Source organism: Leisingera sp. ANG-M6 (genome assembly GCF_000813905.1).
Taxonomy (GTDB): Bacteria; Pseudomonadota; Alphaproteobacteria; order Rhodobacterales; family Rhodobacteraceae; genus Leisingera.
This window is the reverse complement of the sequence record NZ_JWLG01000034.1, coordinates 22645-42687: the sequence shown is the minus strand read 5'-3', so window position 1 is coordinate 42687 and position 20043 is coordinate 22645. Positions and strand designations below refer to the sequence as shown.

At 65.4% G+C, this 20043-nt stretch carries 15 protein-coding genes; 5 read left to right on the top strand and 10 right to left on the bottom strand.

The genetic code is table 11. The features are described 5' to 3' along the window. A partial coding sequence (locus tag RA24_RS21225) for a response regulator (protein WP_039194236.1) occupies positions 1-1531 on the top strand: 1531 nt, incomplete at its 5' end. Positions 1532-1608: 77 nt separating this feature from the next. On the opposite strand, the gene RA24_RS21220 is transcribed toward RA24_RS21225, so the two are convergent. The 3 genes from RA24_RS21220 to RA24_RS21210 are packed head-to-tail and all read right to left on the bottom strand — an operon-like array spanning position 1609 to position 3649. Next, entirely contained in the window at positions 1609-2415 is an 807-nt protein-coding gene (locus RA24_RS21220; RefSeq protein WP_039194221.1) for a metal ABC transporter permease, read from the bottom strand. Next, entirely contained in the window at positions 2412-3170 is a 759-nt protein-coding gene (locus tag RA24_RS21215; RefSeq protein ID WP_019294482.1) for an ATP-binding cassette domain-containing protein, read from the bottom strand. The genes RA24_RS21220 and RA24_RS21215 overlap by 4 nt, the downstream gene beginning before the upstream one ends. Continuing rightward, the gene (locus RA24_RS21210) at positions 3167-3649 is read right to left on the bottom strand and encodes a Fur family transcriptional regulator (RefSeq protein WP_019294483.1); all 483 of its coding nucleotides are present in this window, start codon (positions 3647-3649) and stop codon (positions 3167-3169) included. The genes RA24_RS21215 and RA24_RS21210 overlap by 4 nt, the downstream gene beginning before the upstream one ends. Positions 3650-3750: 101 nt before the next feature. Between RA24_RS21210 and RA24_RS21205 the strand changes: the two genes are divergently transcribed. Further along, positions 3751-4890: a zinc ABC transporter substrate-binding protein gene (locus RA24_RS21205; protein WP_052269646.1), complete on the top strand. Its 1140-nt coding sequence runs from the start codon at positions 3751-3753 to the stop codon at positions 4888-4890. A 182-nt stretch (positions 4891-5072) separates the two neighbouring features. Here RA24_RS21205 and RA24_RS21200 read toward each other — a convergent pair whose 3' ends face one another. Together RA24_RS21200 and amaB are read right to left on the bottom strand one after the other, a co-directional pair. After that, complete coding sequence (locus tag RA24_RS21200) at positions 5073-6344, bottom strand: NAD(P)/FAD-dependent oxidoreductase (RefSeq protein ID WP_039194216.1); 1272 nt, start codon at positions 6342-6344, stop codon at positions 5073-5075. Continuing rightward, the gene (gene amaB, locus RA24_RS21195) at positions 6334-7836 is read right to left on the bottom strand and encodes an L-piperidine-6-carboxylate dehydrogenase (protein ID WP_039194213.1); all 1503 of its coding nucleotides are present in this window, start codon (positions 7834-7836) and stop codon (positions 6334-6336) included. The genes RA24_RS21200 and amaB overlap by 11 nt, the downstream gene beginning before the upstream one ends. A gap of 138 nt (positions 7837-7974) precedes the next feature. Here amaB and RA24_RS21190 point away from each other — a divergent pair, with 138 nt between their 5' ends. The 3 genes from RA24_RS21190 to RA24_RS21180 all read left to right on the top strand — a co-directional run bounded on the left by RA24_RS21190 (position 7975) and on the right by RA24_RS21180 (position 11119). After that, a complete protein-coding gene (locus RA24_RS21190; RefSeq protein ID WP_082020411.1) occupies positions 7975-8880 on the top strand; it encodes a LysR substrate-binding domain-containing protein in 906 nt (301 codons plus the stop codon). A gap of 1 nt (position 8881) precedes the next feature. After that, positions 8882-9769 (top strand): LysR substrate-binding domain-containing protein, encoded by an 888-nt coding sequence (locus RA24_RS21185; protein ID WP_039194210.1) that lies wholly within the window; start codon positions 8882-8884, stop codon positions 9767-9769. A 141-nt stretch (positions 9770-9910) separates the two neighbouring features. Continuing rightward, the gene (locus RA24_RS21180; protein ID WP_039194207.1) at positions 9911-11119 is read left to right on the top strand and encodes a pyridoxal phosphate-dependent aminotransferase; all 1209 of its coding nucleotides are present in this window, start codon (positions 9911-9913) and stop codon (positions 11117-11119) included. On the opposite strand, the gene RA24_RS21175 is transcribed toward RA24_RS21180, so the two are convergent. The 5 genes from RA24_RS21175 to xdhB form a co-directional block, all read right to left on the bottom strand. After that, positions 11116-13653, bottom strand: coding sequence for an AMP-binding protein (locus RA24_RS21175; RefSeq protein WP_039194202.1), 2538 nt, complete (start codon positions 13651-13653; stop codon positions 11116-11118). The two genes, RA24_RS21180 and RA24_RS21175, sit on opposite strands and share 4 nt — an antisense overlap. A gap of 177 nt (positions 13654-13830) precedes the next feature. Continuing rightward, positions 13831-15129: a guanine deaminase gene (gene guaD, locus RA24_RS21170; protein ID WP_039194230.1), complete on the bottom strand. Its 1299-nt coding sequence runs from the start codon at positions 15127-15129 to the stop codon at positions 13831-13833. A 63-nt stretch (positions 15130-15192) separates the two neighbouring features. Further along, positions 15193-16785, bottom strand: a complete 1593-nt coding sequence (locus tag RA24_RS21165; RefSeq protein WP_039152346.1) for a xanthine/uracil/vitamin C permease — start codon at positions 16783-16785, stop codon at positions 15193-15195. A 31-nt stretch (positions 16786-16816) separates the two neighbouring features. Further along, a complete protein-coding gene (xdhC, locus tag RA24_RS21160; RefSeq protein WP_039194199.1) occupies positions 16817-17710 on the bottom strand; it encodes a xanthine dehydrogenase accessory protein XdhC in 894 nt (297 codons plus the stop codon). Positions 17711-17713: 3 nt separating this feature from the next. Next, positions 17714-20032, bottom strand: a complete 2319-nt coding sequence (xdhB, locus tag RA24_RS21155; RefSeq protein WP_039194196.1) for a xanthine dehydrogenase molybdopterin binding subunit — start codon at positions 20030-20032, stop codon at positions 17714-17716. Positions 20033-20043 lie beyond the last annotated feature (11 nt).

Sequence of the window (20043 nt, the reverse complement as noted above, 5' to 3'; positions counted from 1 at the left end):
CACCCCGATGAACGGGGTGATCGGCATGGCGGAACTGCTGCAGGAAACGCAGCTGGACGATGATCAGCAGATGTATGCAGAGACCATTGCCAAGTCCGGCTCGGCGCTGCTGACGATCATCAATGACATTCTGAATTTCTCCAAGATCGAGGCCGGCAAGGTCGAGTTCGCCATCGAGCCCTTCAATCTGCAGACCGCGGTGGAGGATGTGGTGACCCTGCTGTCGCCGAAGGCGGCGGAAAAGGGCGTCGAGATCACCATGCGCTATGACCCGGCGCTGCCCGAGGTGTTTGAGGGCGACGCGGGCCGGATCCGGCAGGTGATTACCAATGTGGCGGGCAATGCGGTTAAGTTCACCCGCGAAGGCTATGTCTATATCGAGGTGACCGGGAAGGCGCAGGAGTCCGGCAGCCATCTGCTGCAGCTGCGGGTGCGTGACACCGGGGTCGGCATTGAGGCGGACCGCATCGGCAAGATTTTCCGGGCCTTCGAGCAGGCCGACAACGCCGCCACCCGCAACTTTGAGGGCACCGGACTGGGGCTGGCGATTTCGTCGCAGCTGCTTTCGCTGATGGGCGGATCGGTGCAGGTGGAGTCAGTTCCGGGCGAAGGATCGGTCTTTACCATCGAGCTCCCCTTGCGGCCCGGCAGCCAGGCGGCTGCGGTTCCGCAGGGCAGCCCGCAGAACTTTGCCGGGCTGCACGGGCTGCTGGTGGACGATCTGGAGCTGAACCGGGTGATCCTGTCCGAACGGCTGAGCGCCTGGGGTGTGTCCTGCACGCTGGCGGCCTCGGCGCATGAAGGACTGGAGATCCTGGCCGATGCGCAGCTGGACGGCCGACGTTTTGATTTTGTGATTCTGGACTTCCAGATGCCGGCCATGGACGGGCGCGCGCTGGCGGCGCGGATCCGGGCGATGCCGGGATTTGAAACTGTGCCGCTGATTATCCTGTCGTCGGTTGAGCATGCGCTGAGCCGGTCGGATTGCGAGGCCATCGGTGCCTGTGAGTTTGCTTTGAAACCGGTGCGGTCTGTGCAGCTGCGGCAGGTGCTGGACCGGGTGCTGAGCCTGCCTCTCCAGACGGCGGAACCTGACGCAAGCCAGGAACGCGGCAGCGAGCCGCCGGAGCAGCGGCTGAAACTGCTCCTGGCAGAGGACAACCGCACCAACCAGCTGGTTGTGACCAAGATGCTGAAAAACGCGCCGCTGGACATCAGCATCGCCAGGAACGGTCTTGAGGCCGTTGCCCAGTTTGAGGCTGCGCGGCCCGACATCGTTCTGATGGACATGATGATGCCGGAGATGGACGGGCTGGAGGCCACTGCAGAGATGCGCCGGATCGAGGCCGAGAACGGCGGCAGCAAATGCCCGATTGTGGCGCTTACGGCCAATGCGCTGCAGTCGCACCGGGAAAAGTGCCTGCAGGCCGGGATGGATGATTTCCTGAGCAAGCCGATCAACAAGAAAGCGCTGACCGAGGCGATCAGCAAATGGACCGGCGCTCCGGACCTGCAGCGCACCGGCAGCTGAGGCTGCGGCTTGCAGGCAGGCGGATTGCCGTGGGCCGGTCCTGGCGCCCGGTCAAGCCGTGCCAGAAGCTAGAAACATCAGCCGCGGCTGCGCCGCAGCAGCAGACCGGCGAGGCTGGTGGCGGCAAACAGGCCTGCAGCCAGACAGACGATGCTGGGTCCAGCGGGGGTGTCCAGCGCAAAGGCCAGCTGCAAGCCGCCGGCAGCCGACAGCATGCCCAGCAGCGCCGCGATCAGTGCCATGCGTTCCGGCGTGGCGGCAAAGGGGCGCGCCGCGGCGGCAGGGATCAGCAGCATCGCGGCAATCAGCAGCACGCCGACGACCTTGATCGCAACCGCCACCACCAGCGCCAGCGCAATGGTCAGCACCATCTGCTCGCGCCGGGGGTCAATGCCGGCGGCATGGGCCAGGTCCGGGTTCAGGGTCGCCGTCAGCAGTGCAGACCACCGCCACCACAACAGCGCCAGAACCAGCACCGCGCCGCCCCAGATCACCGCCAGATCACCGCGGCCCACCGCCAGGATATCGCCGAACAGATAAGCCATCAGGTCGATCCGCACCCCCTGCAGGAAGGAGACGGCAACCAGGCCGAAGGCGAGCGAGGAATGCGCCAGCACCCCCAGCAGCGTGTCCATGGCATAGCCGCGACCCGCCAAAGCCGAAACCGTGGTGGCCATTGCCAGCGCGGTCGCCAGTACCCCGGCAAAGACCGAGACGTCAAAACTGAGCGCCAGCGCCACGCCGAGGATCGAGGCATGGGCGGTGGCATCGCCGAAATAGGCCATCCGGCGCCAGACCACAAAACAGCCCAGAGGCGCCGCGGCCAGCGCCACGCCGATGCCCGCCAGCGCGGCACGGATCAGGAAATCGTCCAGCAAGGTCATTCGGCAGCCTCGTGATGATGCCCGTGATCATGTTCGCAGCCGTGATCATGGCTGTGATTGTGCTCATGCCGGTAAAGCGCCAGCGCGCCCTGGGTGCCGGTGCCGAACAGGGCGCGGTACTCCGGGGCGGAGGCGACATGCTCTGGCGCGCCCTCGCAGCAGACGTGGCCGTTGAGGCAGATCACCCGGTCGGAGGCCGCCATCACCACATGCAGCTCGTGGCTGACCATCAGCACCGCGCAGCCAAGCTCCTGGCGGACCTTCTCGATGCGCTGGTAAAAGGCCGCCGAGCCGGGCTGGTCCAAACCTTGGGTTGCCTCATCAAGGATCAGCAGCTGCGGATTGCACAGCAGGGCGCGGGCCAGCAGCACCCGCTGGAACTGGCCGCCGGACAGGCCGGACATCTGCCGCGCTGCCAGATTTCCGGCGCCGGCCTGCTCCAATGCCTCCGCGGCACGGGTGTCGGACACCCGGTCCGGCAGGCTCAGGAACCGGCGCACGGTCAGCGGCAGGGTGGGGTCGATGTGCAGTTTCTGCGGCACATAGCCGATCCGCAGCCCCGGCGCCCGGGTGATGGTGCCGCGCGCAGGCTTCTGTGCGCCGATCACGCTGCGCAAGAGAGTGGACTTGCCGGAGCCGTTGGGGCCGACCACGGTAACGATCTCGCCGGGAGCTATCGACAGGCTGACGCCGGACAGCACCGTGTTGCCGCCATGCGCCACCGTGAGGCCGTCGAGGGAGATCAGGCTGCTCATGCGGCGGGTTTCTCCTGGCATTTCGGGCATAGGCCCTCGGCCTCGATCACCGCGCGCTCAATCACAAAACCGGCGTCGCGGGCGGCCTCGCCAAGCTGGCCCTGTGTGGGTTCGCGCTGCGCCTCCGCCACCGCGTCGCAGGCGCGGCAGATCAGGAAGACCGGCGCGTGGCTTTCGCCCGGATGGGTGCAGGCGATGAAAGCATTGAGCCGCTCGATCTTATGCGCAAAGCCGTTTTTCACCAGGAAATCCAGCGCGCGGTAGGCGACGGGCGGCTGCGAGCCAAGCCCCTCCTCGCGCAGCCGGTCGAGGATTTCATAAGCCCCCAGCGCGCGGTGCTCCTGCAGCAGGATTTCCAGTACCCGGCGCCGGACCGGGGTGAACTGCAGGCCTTCTGCCCGGCATTGGGCGTCCACAGCGGCAATCCCGTCCTGGATGCAGCTCGTGTGGTCGTGCGGGGCAAAGCCGATGGAATCCATATGCGGGGGTCCTTCTGCGCGGCGGCGGATTTGCCTCTTGATATGTTATGTTATGACGTTTATCAAGCGGCGTGATGTTATAAGATTACATGGGGCGCGACATGCGGAAATCTGGCGTTTTGAAATGCGGTGCAGCGGTGGTGGCTTTGCTGGCGGGGGCAGGGGCCGCGGTGGCAGAGGTGCCGCAAGTGGCGGCGGATATCGCGCCGGTGCACGGGCTGGTGGCGCGCGTGATGCAGGGTCTGGGCGAGCCGGCCCTTGTGGTGCCGCCGGGCGCTTCGCCGCATGGCTATGCGATGCGCCCCTCCGAGGCGCGGGCGTTGGACCAGGCGGATGTGGTGTTTTGGCTGGGGGGAGCTCTGACCCCTTGGCTGGAAGGTCCGCTGGAGGAACTGGCCGGTGATGCGCACCGGATCGAGCTGCTGGAAAGCGAAGGCACCACGGTGCTGCCGTTCCGTGAAGGAGCCCGGTTTGAGGCACATGCGCATGATGGTCACGAGGGGCACGGGGATCACGATGACCACAGCGGGCATGAGGATCATGCAGATCATGACGGCCACGGCGATCATGGTCATGCGGAGCATGCCGAAGCAGCTGCGCATGCGGGCCATGATGATCACGAAGACCACGATCATGCGGATCATGATGGCCACGAAGGGCATGATCACGAGGAACATGCCGGAGAGCACGGCCATGAAGATCACGCCGATGCCCACGGACATCACCATGAGGGTGCCGACCCGCATGCCTGGCTGCTGCCGGCCAATGCGCAGGCCTGGCTGGATGTGATCGCAGAGGAGCTGGCAGAGCACGACCCGGACAACGCTGCCGCCTACCGGGCGAATGCTGAGGCCGGCAAGCAGGAAATCGCGGAAACCGTGGCAAGCGTTTCGGCCACGCTGGAACCTTTCCGGGCCAAGCCGTTCATCGTGTTCCATGACGCCTATCAGTATTTCGAGCAAGGCTTTGGCCTGAGCGCGGCCGGGGCGATCTCGCTGAGCGACGCAGTGAAGCCCAGCCCGGCACGGGTTGCTGAAATCCAGGATGTGGTGACGGAGCTGAAAGTGGCTTGCGTGTTCTCCGAGCCGCAGTTCAACCCGGGGCTGGTTGCCACCGTGCTGGACGGCACCGCGGCCGGCACCGCTGTGCTGGATCCGCTGGGGGCGGGGCTGGTGCCGGGGCCGCAGTTCTATCCGGCGCTGTTGCAAGAGATTGGCGCGGCGATTGCCGGCTGCAAGTGAAGCAAGCCGCGTATTGATGGCGCGCGCGGGGGCGATCCCGGCGGTTGTGTCTGGCAGTTTATGCCGGCCAAATCCGTAGAACCTGCCGGCGAAACGCCTGGCTCAGCCAAATCGCCGCCGCGTGGGCGCGCGCCGGCGATGCGCGGCGGCCTTCGGCCTTGTTCCGCGCAAGGAGTTGCCCCTTATCTGTCGCTGACCAGATGGGTGAGCGTGGCGCCAGTCTCGTAATAGGCGCTGCGCAGACCTGCGAACGGCAGGCTGTGACCCTTGGCGGGCGGCACCGGCAGGCAGGCTGAGTCACCATTCAGCAGCGCCTCGGCCATGGCAGCCCCGAACAGGGTGCCGGGGCCGATGCCGCGGCCGGAGTAGCCGAAACAGGCATAGCCGCCTTGCAGGTCCAGGATCTTGGGCAGGTGTTCGGTGGTCATGGCGATGCGGCCGTGCCAGTGGCTGTGCAGTTTCACATCCTTCAGCTCAGGATAGAGCGCTGCCAGCTTGCGGGGCAGCCAGCTGCGGTGCAGGGCGCTGCCGAAATGGTTGAGCGCGCCCATGCCGCCGATCACCAGCCGCCCGGCTTGATCCAGCCGCCACGACGACATCACCAGCGCGGTGTCCCAGCAGCCTTCCTTGCCCGGAAGGATTTTTTTCAGCAGGGATGCGGGCAGCGGATTGGTGGCAGCCTGGAAGTAATGCACCGGGATCACCTGCGGTGCGGCGTAGCCGGAGATTTCGCGGGCATAGGCGTTTGTGGCCATGATCAGATGCTTGGCGCGGAGGCTGCCCTTGGGCGTTGCCACATGCCAGGCAGAGCCTTCGCGGCTGATGACTGTGGCGGGGGGATGGGGGGGCAGCTGCGCGCCCGCCGTGGCGGCAGCGCGGGCAAGGCCTCGCACATAGGCCAGCGGCTGGATGGTGCCCGCGCGCGGGTCGAACAGCGCGCCGTGCACAGCGTCGGATCCGGTGCGCTGAATGGCGTCTTCGCGCGACAGCAGCTCCACCGGTGCGCCGATGGCGGTGAGCTGGGCGTGGCGGCGCTGCAAGTCCTTCAGGCCTGAAGGCGCATGGGCGCAGTGCAGGGTGCCGCCGCGCTCCGGCTCGCATTGGATGGCGTGTTTTTCGATCAGAGCGAACACCATGTCCGGCGCGCCTGCCAGCAGTTCTGACAAGCGGCTGCCGGTCTCAGCGCCCAGTGCGGCATTGATGTCCTCGGGCGGCAGCCAGAGGCCGGCGTTTGCCAGCCCCACGTTGCGCCCCGAACCGCCGCTGCCGATCTCGTCCGCTTCGATCAGATTGACAGAGGCACCCATTTCGGCGGCCTTCAATGCGGCGGAACAGCCAGTGTAGCCGCCGCCGATCACCACCAGATCGGCCGTTGCCTCCCCGGTGAGTTCCGGGAAGGCTGGGTTTTCCTGGCAGGTTTGGTGCCAGAGGCAGGACGCCAGATCAGATGTCAAATTTGATCCCCTGAGCAAGCGGCAGCTCGCGTGAGTAGTTCACGGTGTTGGTCTGCCGGCGCATGTACCCTTTCCAGGCGTCAGAACCGCTTTCGCGGCCGCCGCCCGTCTCCTTCTCGCCCCCGAAAGCACCGCCGATTTCAGCGCCGGAGGGACCGATGTTCACGTTGGCAATACCGCAGTCGGAGCCTGCTGCCGAGAGGAAATATTCACATTCGCGCACGTCGGTGGAGAAGATGCAGGAGGAGAGGCCTTGCGGCACTTCGTTCTGCATTTCAATGGCTTGGTCGAGATCCGTGTATTTCACCACATAGAGGATCGGGGCAAAGGTTTCAGTGTGCATTATGGCGGTCTGGCCGGGCATTTCGACGATGGCCGGGTGCACATAAGCCGCATCCCCGTGGCTGTCCGCCAATGCGCGGGTGCCGCCGTGCACGGTGCCGCCTTCATCCTGGGCGCGCCCCAGCGCGCTGGTCATCGCGTCCAGTGCCGCGCCGTCGATCAGCGGGCCGACCAGTGTGCCGTCGGCCAGCGGGTCGCCGATGGGCAGGCCCTCGTAGGCTTTGATCAGTCGGGGGATCAGCTGGTCATAGATGTCCTCGTGCACAATCAGGCGGCGGAGCGACGTGCAGCGCTGGCCGGCGGTGCCGACGGCAGAGAACACGATGGCGCGCAGGGCCATTTCCAGATCGGCCGACGGCGCCACGATCATCGCGTTGTTGCCGCCCAGTTCCAGAATGGTGCGGCCGAGGCGTTTCGACATATCGGCGGACACCGCCTTGCCCATCGGGACAGAGCCGGTGGCGGAGATGATGGCAACGTCCCTGGAGACGGTGAGCGCCTCGCCCAGGTCCCGCTCGCCGATCAGCACCTGGATCAGGCCCTCGGGCGCGTCCCCGCCAAAACCCGCCATGGCGCGGTCGCAGATTTTCTGCACGGCAAGGGCGGTGAGCGGGGTTTTCTCCGACGGTTTCCAGATCACCGGATCGCCGCAGACCAGCGCCAGCGCCGCGTTCCAGCACCAGGGGGCGACGGGGAAGTTGAAGGCGGTGATGATGCCGCAGGTGCCCATCGGGTGCCAGCTCTCGCGCATCGCGTGGCCGGGGCGCTCAGACGCGATGGTGAGGCCGTAGAGCTGGCGCGAGAGACCCACCGCGAAGTCGCAGATGTCGATCATCTCCTGCACTTCGCCCAGGCCCTCCTGGTAGATCTTGCCGCATTCCAGGGTGACAAGGCGGCCCAGGTTTTCCTTCTCCTTGCGCAATTCGTCACCTAGCAGGCGCACCAGCTCGCCGCGGCGCGGGGCTGGAACCAGGCGCCAGGATTTGAAAGCAGCCTTGGCAGCAGCGATCTGCGCTTCGGCCTCTGCCGCGGTGTGGGTTTTCAGGCGGGCAATTTCACTGCCGTCCACCGGCGTGGTGACAGAGAGGCTGCCGCCGGTCAGTTCGGCCTCGGTCAGGCCTGCAGCGGTGAGGATATCGGAATGGGGCATGTCGGTGTCCTTATGATGCGAGGGCAGGGCATGAGCAAAACTTTAGCTTGCTTTGCGCGGATGTCCCGCCGGGCGTCGGTCTGATATAGAAATTGCACCCTCCGGCGCGGATTGCTATTGAAACTAAATCCTGAAGCTATGAGCAAAGATCATATGATTGCCCCGCGCCGCTTTCTGCCCTCGATCCCGTCGCTGCTGGCGCTGGAGGCCGTGGACCGGCTCGGCAGCGCCTCGGCCGCGGCGGAGGACCTGTCGCTGACGCAAAGCGCCATCAGCCGCCAGCTGAAGCAGCTGGAGGAGCAGATGGGGGTGGATCTGATCGCCCGCGACCAGATGCGGATGCAGCTGACGCCGGCGGGCACCGGTTTTGCCAAGGAGGCGAGGATGATCCTGACCCGGCTGGCGCAGGCTTCGGTCAAGCTCAGGGCCAATCCGGACGGCGGCAGCTTCACCCTGTCAATCCTGCCGTCCTTTGGCCTCCATTGGCTGGCGCCGCGGCTCAAGGAATTTGCCGCCTCGCATCCCGGCATCACGGTGAACCTGCATACGCATAACCTGCCGTTCAGCTTTGACGCGGGCACCGCGCAGGCGGCGATCCACTACGGCACGCGCGACTGGCCGGGGGTGGAGTATCTGCCCCTGATGCCGAAACATGTGCTGCCGGTCTGCGCGCCGGGTCTGTTGGCGGGGCCGGTGGCCAGCCCGGCGGAGCTGCTGAACTATCCGCTGCTGCATCTGGAAACCCACCCTGATTGCTGGGAGCAATGGTTTCACCTGCATGATGTGCCCGCGGCAAAGCTGCGGGGGATGCTGTTTGACCAGTCCTCCGCCATGACGCAGGGGGCGGTGCATGGGCTGGGGGTGGCGCTGCTTCCGGATTTCCTGGCGGAGAATGAGATTGCCCAAGGCCGCCTGGCGCTGGCGATGGAGGGGGCTGCGGTGAGCCTGGGCGAGTATTTCCTGGTCTGGCCTGCGGATCAGGCAGAGGACTATCCGCTGATCAAGTTCCGCGAGTGGCTGCTGATGCAGCTGGAGGAGGTTTGAAATGCGGCTGCCAAGCCTGACCCATCTGCGCTGTTTTGAAAGCGCCGCGCGGCATCAAAGCTTCACTGCCGCCGGCGAGGAACTGGGGCTGACCCAGAGCGCGGTCAGCAAGAAGGTGAAGGAGCTGGAAGGCGACTTGGGCTTCGACCTGTTCCAGCGGGCAGGCCGCGGTGTGGTGCTGACGCCGGCGGGGCAGGGGCTGGCCGCCGATCTGGAGCTGGATCTGGCCGGGCTGCGCGCCACCCTGCAAAAGGCCGCCGCCGCCGGGGCGGGGCGATCGGCCCTGCGAATTGCGGTGCTGCCGGCATTCGCCAACCTCTGGCTGATCCCGCGGCTGCCGGATTTCTTTGCCCGCCACCCGGAGGTGGAGCTGAGCTTCTCCACCCGGCTGGAGCCGTTTGATTTTGCCCGCGAGAATTTCGATCTGGCAGTGCATTACGGGCTGGATAATTGGCCCGGCACCCATATGGCGCCGCTGTTCGGAGAGGAAATGGTGCCGGTCTGCGCGCCTGGGTTCCATGCCGCGCATCAGCTGGAGCAGTCGCATAATCTGGCACAGGCGCCGCTGTTGCATCTGGAAAGCCGCGCGGGCAGCTGGGCGGAGTGGTTCGAGCGCGCAGGGCTGGCGGGCGCGCCGCGTCAGGACGGGCGTTACTTCGACCAGCACTCGATGGTGATTGCAGCCGCCACAGCGGGGCTGGGCGCGGCGATTGTGCCTTATGACATGGTGGCGCGGGAGATTGCGGCAGGCGATCTGATGCGGATACCGGGGCCGGCGCTGGAGTCGCGCAAGCGCTATTTCCTGGTGCGCCCGCACGGGGTGGTGCCGGAGGCGGTGCAGAAACTGGAAGCCTGGCTGCGCAAGCAGTTGAAGGGCAGGCGGGATTAAGGTGTTCCGCTCCCCACCGGGGCGGGCGCTGCCCTTCGCGACAAATGCCAATCTGGAATGGTTTCTGTCCTAAAGGGTCGGTTTTTTGAAGTGCGTTTTTCGCTTCAATCTAGCGGAAACAACTAGCAGGGAGTCTTTGCCATGGCCCAGTTCCGCCGCGCCGCCCGTCTTGATCCGCTTGAGGTCTCGGAAATCCTCACCATCGGCGCCAAGGCGGCAGAGATGAAACGGCAGGGCGCACCGGTGATCATCCTGGGCGCGGGCGAGCCGGATTTCGACACGCCGGACCACATCAAGGAGGCCGCTGCCGCCGCAATGCGGGCAGGGGAGACGAAATACACCCCGCTCGGCGGCACGCTGGCGCTGCGGCAGGCAATCCAGGCCAAGTTCAAGCGAGACAATGGGCTGGACTATGCGCTGGACGAGATCATCGCTGGCACCGGCGCCAAGGAGATCCTGTTCGATGCCTTCATGGCCAGCCTCAACCCCGGCGATGAAGTGATCGTGCCGACACCTTTTTGGACCTCCTATTCCGATATCATTCGCATTGCCGGCGGCGAGCCGGTGCTGGTGCCCTGCGGGGATGACACTGGCTTCCGGCTGACCGCGGAGAAGCTGGAGGAAGCGATTACTCCGCGCGCACGCTGGCTGCTGCTGAACTCGCCGTCGAACCCGGCGGGCGCGGGCTACAGCGCGGATGACTACAAACCGCTGTTGGAGGTGCTGCTGCGGCATCCGGACGTCTGGCTGATGGCTGATGACATGTACGAGCACATCACCTATGGCGGCTTTGAATTTGCAACGCCGGCGCAGGTGGAGCCGCTGCTGAAGGACCGGGTTCTGACCATCAACGGCGTCTCCAAGGCCTATGCGATGACCGGCTGGCGGCTGGGCTATGCCGGTGGGCCGAAGGCGCTGATCGACGCGATGAAGGTGGTGCAGTCGCAATCGACCTCGCATCCCTCGTCCATTTCGCAGGCGGCGGCGGCGGCGGCGCTGAACGGCCCGCAGGAGGTGCTGGCAGAGCGGCGGGCCAGTTTCCAGAAGCGGCGCGATCTGGTGGTGGAAGCCTTGAACGGAATGGAAGGGATCAACTGCCCGGTGCCGGAGGGCGCGTTTTACACATTTGCCAATTGCGCGGGCGTGCTGGGCAAGCGCACGCCGGGGGGACAGGTGCTGGAAACAGACGCGGATTTCTGCGCCTGGCTGCTGGACCGGCATCATGTGGCGGTGGTGCCGGGCCGCGCCTTTGGCATTTCGCCTTATTTCCGGATTTCCTATGCCACCTCCGAGGCGGACTTGCACGAGGCGCTGAGCCGGATCGGCAAAGCTGTCGCGACCCTCGCCTAGGCTTCCGCGAGCGACGGCTGGCGGGTGCGGGCATTTGCCCAGGCGCGCACCAGCTGCCGCTGCCCTGAGGCCACAACCAGCCCCAGGGCGATGCCGCCGAGGATGCCGAGGGTGTTGACCAGCGCGCTGCGCCCCTCCAGCCCGATCATCGGCATCAGGACCTCCGGCACGAGCCGGTGCAGCAGGTAGATCGGGAAGGCGGCCTGTGCCAGCCGCATGACGGCGCGGGAAACAGGGCGCGGCGGGGGCACCCGCTGAAAAAAGATCAGCCCGCCAATCAGCGCCAGCAGCCACATGTATTTGATCCAGCCGCCGTACCAGTTGCCGCCAAGGTAGGCGGCTGACGGCATGATCACGCAGGCGGCACCCAGCAGCACCAGCTGCTGGCGCAGTGTGCGGGCCGCAGTGATGCACCAGCCGATGGCAAACAGATAGAGGACCCAAGGCACGGTGAACTGCGCGCGCCCGCCGATCTGCCAGACCTCCGGCGCGATCAGGCGGATGGCCACGGCAACCCCCAGCAGGCACAGGCCCGCTCGGTAGGCGCCCTGGTGTGCCAGCCAGCGCCGCACCGGCGGCAGCGCAAAGGGCAGGGCAATCAGCAGGGTGATTTGCCAGTAAGCCTCCACGAACCAATAAAGATAGGGCAGCATCAGATGGGTTTCCGGCGTGGTCAGGGCAAAATTCCCGGCCAGGAAGACAGAGACCCAGGGCACCTGCTCCCAGGCCACGGCATAGCCGGCCAGCACCAGGTAATAGGGGATCAGCACCGCGGCCACGGGCTTGAAAAAGCTGCGCATGTCACCGGTGCTCAGCGCCTCCCAGCGGTAGCCGGCAACGCTCATCCCCATCAGGATCACCATCGCGGCGGCGCCGCCGTAGGTGGGCCAATGGGTCTGGTGCGCAATGACCACGGCGAGGATCGCAATCACCCGCGCGACCAGCTCAAACGGCAGGCTGCTGCCGCGGGCGGGGGCGGTGGTCTCCAGCTCCTTGATGGGCATGGTTTCCCAGCCGGCCGGGGCGCCGCCCAGGGCGTCGTCCAGCGCCAGCGACAGCTCCACATGACGCAGGGAATCGCCGCCGAGCGAGGCAAAACTGTCGTTGCGGCCCACGGTCTGCGGCGCAAAGGCAGCCTGATAGGCGGCCAGCACGCCCTTGGACCGCGCAGGGTTGGCAGACTGCGCCTTGAGCGCCGGATAGTCGATCTTGCCATTGGCGCGGCGCGGCAGGGGTTTGCGCGGGATCACGCAAAAATGCTGCTGGCCGACGCCGGTCAGCTTGGCGGCCAGCGCGGCGATGCCGTCCTCTGGCCCGCAGATGGCGATGGAGATGCGGGTGTCATCGCCCCAGACCGCGGCCTCATGCCCCTGGGCAGCCAGTGCGCGTTCGATGGCGTCATGGCCGATGCGCAGGCCCGCGATCTTGGACATCCGCGACAGCCGCCCGGTGATATGGTACAGCCCATCGGCATCGCACCGGGCAAGGTCGCCGGTGGCAAGCTCAGACAGCTCCGCGCCTTTGGCCAGATCGGTATGGCCCTCGGCGTAGCCCATCATCACGTTCGGGCCTTTGTAGACCAGTTCGCCCTCGCCCTCCGGCGCAGTGATTTCATTGCCGCCCGCATCGCGCAGCAGCAAGTGGCCGCCGGGAATGGCGCGGCCTGCGGCGCCGGGGTGGACCAATGCCTGCTCCGGCGGCAAGTAGCTGATCCGCGCGGTCGCTTCGGTCTGGCCGTACATCACAATGAACCGGCCGGCGCGGGCCTGCATCCGGGCGGCCCAGGTTCGGACTTGATCCGCCTCCATCGCGCCGCCTGCAACGGTCAGGGTCTTGATGGTTTCCGGCAGCGCCTGGGACAGGCCCGCGCTGTCCAGCAGCCGGAAGTGATGCGGCACGCCTGCGAGGCTGGTGGCGCCGGAAGCCGTCAGCGCACCTGCAAAACCGGCATCCAAGACCGAACCGGGTGCGAGCCACAGGCTGGCCCCGGTGGCCAGATGCGAGTGCAGCACCGACAGGCCGTAGGAATAGTGCAGCGGCAGGATCAGCGCGGCGCGGTCCTGGGGCTGGATCTCCAGATATTGCGCAATGGCGCGGGCGTTGCTGTCCACGGCGGTCGAGGACAGGCGCACGCCGCGGCCATGGCCGGTGCTGCCGGAGGTTTGCAGCAGCAGGGCAAGGTCCGGGTGGATCTCCGCCGCCTCATGCGCATGGGTCAGCAGCTGCCAGGTGCCGCCGGTGCAGCGGAAGCTGGCGGCGGGGCGGAACCGGTCTGTCAGGCTTTCGGCGGTGGCCTGATCCCCGGCGGGCAGCGGCATGACGGCATGGCCTGCGGCCAGCGCGCCGAGATAGGCGGTGATGGCTTGCGGAGCGCTGGTGGCCTCAATCGCAATCAGCCGCCGGTTCTGCGGCAATTGGCGGGCAAACTGTTCCGCGGCATCCGCCAAAGCGGCATAGGTCAGCTGTGATCCATCCGCCGCAATCAGGCAGGGACGGGCGCCGAACGCGCGCAATTTGGCCAGGTCGTAAAACATCCGCAACTCCTTCGAGCGCGGCGGGTATTATAATTTACTAATTTTGTCAATTATTCCTGGGCGGCTTGTCGCCGCCTTTTTGCATGTGCGTCAGAGCGGTATGAAAAATGATTGTAATAGGGATTATGGTAAGAATTGAGGTAGAAGTGCCGCGGGCGTTGGCCCGCGGCGGCAAGGTCAGGTCTTCATCGGCTGACCGGCAACATAGGTTTGCGCGATCGAACGGTCGTCACCCAGGGTCTGCAGGATGAACAGCTCTTCGGACAAGGTCTCCGCCCGCTGCATCCGCAGGTCCATCGCGTGGGTGGCGCGGGAATCGAGCACCACGATGTCGGCCTCGGTGCCTGCTTCCAGCGTGCCGATCTTGTCCTCCAGCCCCAGCGCCACGGCGTTGCCGCGGGTGATCCAGTGGAAAGCGCGCAGGGGGTGCAGGCTCTGGTTCTGCAATTGCAGGACCTTGTAGCCCTCGTTCAGGGTCTGCAGCATCGAATAGCTGGTGCCGGCGCCGATGTCGGTGGCAATGGCGTTGGTGATGCCGCGCTCGCGCAGGCCAGCGTCGTCAAACAGCCCGCTGCCCAGGAAAAGGTTGGAGGTCGGGCAGAACACCGGCTTGGCCTGGGTTTCGGCCAGCGCGTCGATCTCGCGCGGCTGCAGGTGGATCGAGTGGCCCAGCAGCATCTTTTCGGTCAGCAGCCCGTAGGACTGGTAGACGTCCAGATAATCCCGCGCCTGCGGATAAAGCTCCGCGGTAAAGGCGATCTCGTCGTGGTTTTCCGACAGGTGGGTCTGCACGTAGCAGTCCGGGTGCTCCTGCACCAGCGCGCCGGCGATCTCCATCTGATCGGGGGTGGAGGTGATGGCAAAGCGCGGGGTGATTGCATAAAGCCCCCGGCCCTTGCCGTGGTATTTCGCGATCAGCTCCTTGGTGTCGTCATAACCGCTGACAGGGGTATCCAGCAGACCCTCGGGCGCGTTGCGGTCCATGAGGACCTTGCCGCCGATCATCCGCATGTTGCGGCGCGCGGCTTCGGTGAAATAGGCCTCGGCGGAGGTCTTGTGGACCGAGCAATAGGCCACCGCGGTGGTGGTGCCGTGGCTGGTCAAGAGGTCGAAGAAATGGCCCGCCATTTCGTTGCTGTGGCCGGCATCGGCAAAACGGACCTCCTCCGGGAAGGTATAGTTGTTCAGCCACTCCAGCAGCTGCGAGCCCCAGGAGGCGATCACCTGCACCTGCGGGAAATGCAGGTGGGTGTCGATGAAGCCGGCCATCAGGATGTTCGGGCGGTGGTCGATCACCTCGGCGCCTGCAGCCTGGGGGGCCAGGTCGCCATAGCTGCCCTTGGCGAGGATCATGCCGTCCGCGACCAGCAGCGCGCCGTCCTCGATGAACTCATAGGCGCTGGTGTCCTGGGGGTCTTGCGGCTCGGCGGTGAAGGAAAGCACCCGGCCGCGCAGCAGCGTCTGTTTCGATGTCATATCTGTGTTGTCCTTGGTTCGCAGGCAGGGAGCGCGCAGCCCCCTGCCCATTGTCATTTGGGATTATTCGCCTGCCGGCAGGTGCGGCACATGCGGTTTCACGCTGTCGTCCTCTTCCTCGTGCTCATCCGCCTTGTGGAAGATCGGGTAGATGAACAGGAAGGCCGCAGCGATCAGGTAGCCCATGGCAACACCGCTGAACTCCGGCCAATGCAGGCTGGCAGAGTGGATCACGCCGACCAGCGACATCACCGCCGCCGCCAGGGCAAAGCCGCCCGCATTGCGGAAGTCGCCGTCGATCACGCTGGCCACGATGGCGCCCCAGATCAGGCCAGTCAGGATCGCGCCCTGGCTGAGGGCCAGATGGCCTTCGTAATGGGCACCCTGCTGCAGCAGCGCTGCGGTCAGTTCCGGATCGCCCAACTGCGCCATGCCAGTGGCACCCAGTGCGCCCAATGCGCCGGCCAGTGCGCCCCATTTGATCACCAGGAAGGCCGAGACATGCGGCATCATTGCAATGGTCACCGCGGCGATGTGGTCGGTTTTCACCGAATGCGCGGTATTGGTCACCAGGCTGAGCGCCACGAACACCAGAACCGGCGCGGCAGCGGCGACGGGGATCAGGTTGTTGAGGAACGCCAGCAGGCCAAAGAAGGCGGCAAAGGGGATCACGATGCCGACGCCGATGATATAGCCAGAGCGCGCGCCCATCCGCTTGTAGGCCGGGTGGCCGATATAGGCGGTGGTCGGGAACGGCGAGCCGAAGACCGCACCGATCATGGTGCCAACGCCGTCGGTCACCTGGCACAGGCCGACCGGATAGTGGTCGCCCGCCGCTTCGGCGCTTTCGACGTTGTTCATGGTTTCGATGAAGTTGTAGATCTGCACCGGCACCAGGACCAGGAACAGCTCCGGGTTGGCAAACAGATGCTGGATACCGGCAATCAGGTCGCCGATGTAAGGAACCGGCAAGTAAACGCCAACGCCATCGAGAGACACCGAAGCCTCGCCCATTCCAAGCGCCACAACGGTACCGACGATCAGCGCCAGCAGGCCTGCCGGGATGTTGAACGGCAGCCGGTGGCGGCCCACCAGGCCCCACAGGATGATGATCATCGAGGCAAAGCCGATGAACGGATTCTCAAAGATCGTCGCCAGCGGCACGGTGCCGATGAACACCAGCGCAATACCGCAGAGCGTGCCGAGCATGCCGGCACGCGGGGTCACCCGCTTGAGCCAGGGGCCGACGATGGCGCCAAGACCGGCCACGATGCCGCCCATGAAGCCCGCGCCGATGCCCACCTGCCAGGCCAGCATGGCGTCATTGGTGGACCAGTAAATCGGCCCGATCACGCCGAACAGATAGACGAACATCACGGGGGTCGAGATGCCATAAGGCAGCGCGGTCACGTCGCGGCCTTCTTTCTCGGCGGTGTGCTTGGCCAGCCAGGTGTAGACCGCGATACCGGCCAGGATCGCCACTGCGGCGCCGGGCACGATGCGGCCGAACACGATGTCGGCAGGCATATTGAAGACAAACTGACAGATGCCCGAAAGCACGATCAGGTTGATCAGGTTGTCTGTGAACAGCGCCCAGAATGCACTGAAGTCATTCCGCGCGAACAGTTTGTACGTATAGCTCCGCCCTGTGGTCATGGCGGCCTCCTCCTATCAGAGGACGCAGTCCTTACCGGCTGATTGCTCCAGCCGTGTCTCCCTCTGCGTCCGGTTGCTTACCCGCTTGGGGCAGGTCAGTGCTCCGTGATGGAGCGGACGCGGCAGTTTCAGAGGTCAAATCAGCAATCACTTCCGCTGCCACGAAGGCCGCGATGACGCTGGGCCGCTTGTCGCGGCTACCGCTTGCCCCGATGGGGCAGATGAGACGGTCGGTTCCCAGACCGTCGCAATGGTCCCGGCACCAGCGGCGGAATTTCTCCCGCTTGGTGGCCGATCCGATCAGGCCGACATAGCCCGCATCGCCGCGCTGCAGGGCAGCGGAGGCAAGCAGGAAGTCGAGCGCGTGATCATGGGTGAGAACGACAAAGGCGCTGCCCGCGGGCGCGGTGGCGATGTCGATCTCGGGAATTGCACTTTGGCGGATTTCCACGTCCGCGTTGCACAAGGCAAGTTCTTCGGCGCGCTGGTCGATCAGGATGCAGCGCACCGGCATATGTTGGAACAGATCCGCCAGGGCCCGGCCAACATGGCCTGCCCCCATCACATAGACATGCGGCAGGGCCTGCTCCTCGGCCTGCTGGCGGGCAATGGCATCGTCGCGGTCGGCCTGGCGCATCTGCGCCAGCGACATTTCCACCCGGCCGCCGCAGCACTGGCCGATTTCCGGCCCCAGCGGCACATCCAGCGTGTCGCTGATCACATCCTGCTTCAGCATCCGCCGGGCGTGGTCGATGGCGATATATTCCAGCTGACCGCCGCCAATGGTCCCCCAAAGGCCGCCTCGCGCCACAAACATGCAGGTGCCGGTTTCGCGCGGGGAGGAACCGCGAACGCGGGTCAGCGCGACCTGCACCACATGTTTGTGGCTGGCCAGAAAGTCCTGGAGGGAAGGGCGGCGGGTCATGGCTCAGCCCTGCGCTTTGAGGGTTTCGATCGCCATCAGCACGCGCTCCGGCGTGGCTGGCGCATCCAGACGGGGGCAGACCTTGTAGTCCGCGGTGCTGGCAACCGCCATCGACAGCGCCTCGAACACCGAGATGCCCAGCATGAACGGCGGCTCGCCCACGGCCTTGGACCGCTTGATGGTGCGCTTCTTGTTCACCGACCACTGGGCCAGCTGCGTGTTGAAGACGCGCGGCCGGTCGGATGCCAGCGGGATCTTGTAGGTCGAGGGCGCATGGGTGCGCAGGCGGCCTTCGCCGTCCCACCACAGTTCCTCGGTGGTCAGCCAGCCCATGCCCTGGATGAAGGCGCCCTCCACCTGGCCTTTGTCCAGGATCGGGTTCAGCGAGCGGCCCACGTCATGCAGGATGTCGGTGCGCTCCACCCGGTATTCGCCGGTCAGCGTGTCGACCGACACCTCGGAGCAGGACGCGCCATAGGCGTAGTAGAAGAACGGCTGGCCCTTTCCCGCCGCGCGGTCCCAGTGGATTTCCGGCGTCTTGTAGAAGCCCGCCGCCGACAGGTGGACGCGAGCCATATAGGCCTCTTTCACCAGCGTATCGAAGGGGATTTCCTCGCTGCCGACGCGCACGCGGTTGGGCAGGAATTCGACCTCCGCCTCGGCCACTTCATACTTCTCAGCCGCGAATTTGGTCAGCCGGGCAATAATCTGCTCCGCCGCATCCAGCGCCGCCATGCCATTGAGGTCCGAGCCCGAAGAGGCCGCGGTGGCGGAGGTGTTCGGCACCTTCTCGGTGGTGGTTTTGGTGATCTTGATGCGCTCGAAATCCACCTGGAAGGCGTCGGCCACAACCTGCGCCACCTTGGTGTTGAGGCCCTGCCCCATCTCGGTGCCGCCATGGTTCAGGTGGATCGAGCCGTCGTTATAGACGTGGATCAGCGAGCCCGCCTGGTTGTACCAGGTCGCGGTGAAGGAAATGCCGAATTTCACCGGCGTCAGGGCGATGCCCTTCTTGATGATCTTCGACTCCTTGTTGAAGGCGATGATCTCCTCGCGGCGCTTGCGGTATTCGGCGTTTTCCTCCAGCTCCCCGATCAGCCGGTCGAGGATATTGTCCTCCACCTTCTGATGGTAGGGCGTCAGATCCCGGCCTTCCTCGCCATAGAAGTTGGCCTTGCGCACATCCAGCGGATCCTTGCCAAGGGCATAGGCGATCTCCTCGATCATCCGCTCTGCCGCGACCACGCCCTGCGGGCCGCCAAAGCCGCGGAAGGCGGTGTTGGAGACGGTGTTGGTCTTCATCGGGCGGCTTTTCAGCAGCACGTTCGGGTAGAAATAGGCGTTGTCCGCATGGAACAGCGCGCGGTCGGTGACCGGGCCGGACAGATCCGAGGAATAGCCGCAGCGCGCGGCAAAACCGCCCTCGACCGCCTGGATGCGGCCCGCGTCGTCAAAGGCCACGTCATAGTCGATCACGAAGTCATGGCGCTTGCCGGTGGCGGTCATGTCCTGATCGCGGTCTGGGCGGATCTTTACGGGGCGGTTATGCTTCTTCGCAGCAATCGCAGCCACAGCGCAGAACAGGTTCATCTGGCTTTCCTTGCCGCCAAAGCCGCCGCCCATGCGGCGCACGTTGACGGTGACCGCGTTGTTCGCGACGCCCAGAACATGCGCCACCATATGCTGCGCCTCGCTGGGGTGCTGGGTGGAGCAATGCACGGTCACATCCTCATCTTCGCCGGGGACGGCAAAAGCGATGTGCCCCTCCAGATACATGTGGTCCTGTCCGCCAACGGTCATCTGCGCCTGGATGCGGTGCGGAGCACCCTTGCGCCCGGCCTCAACGTCGCCGCGCTCCAGCTTCAGCGGATCGGTGATCATCGGATAGCCCGCTTCCAGCGCCTGGACCGGGTCCAGCGCGTGCGGCAGCACCTCGTAGTCCACCTCTGCCAGCTCCGCCGCACGGCGGGCGGCATCGCGGGTCTCGGCAATCACCGCAAACATCGGCTGGCCGTGGAATTCGACCTTCTCCGTCGGGAACACCGGCTCGTCATGTTTGCCGGTGGGGCTGATGTCGTTGACGCCGGGAATGTCATCGGCGGTCAGCACGTCCACCACGCCGGGCGCGGCGCGCACCGCTGACAGGTCGATGCTCCTGATATTGGCGTGCGCCACGGTGGACACACCCAGGTAGGCGTGCAGCGTGCCATAGGGCTCGGCGATATCGTCGGTGTATTCGGCGCGGCCGGTCACATGCTTGATCGCGCTATCGTGCTGGCGGTCATGGTGCACGGCGCCGCTGATGGTCTGATGGTCTTTCATCTCAAAATCTC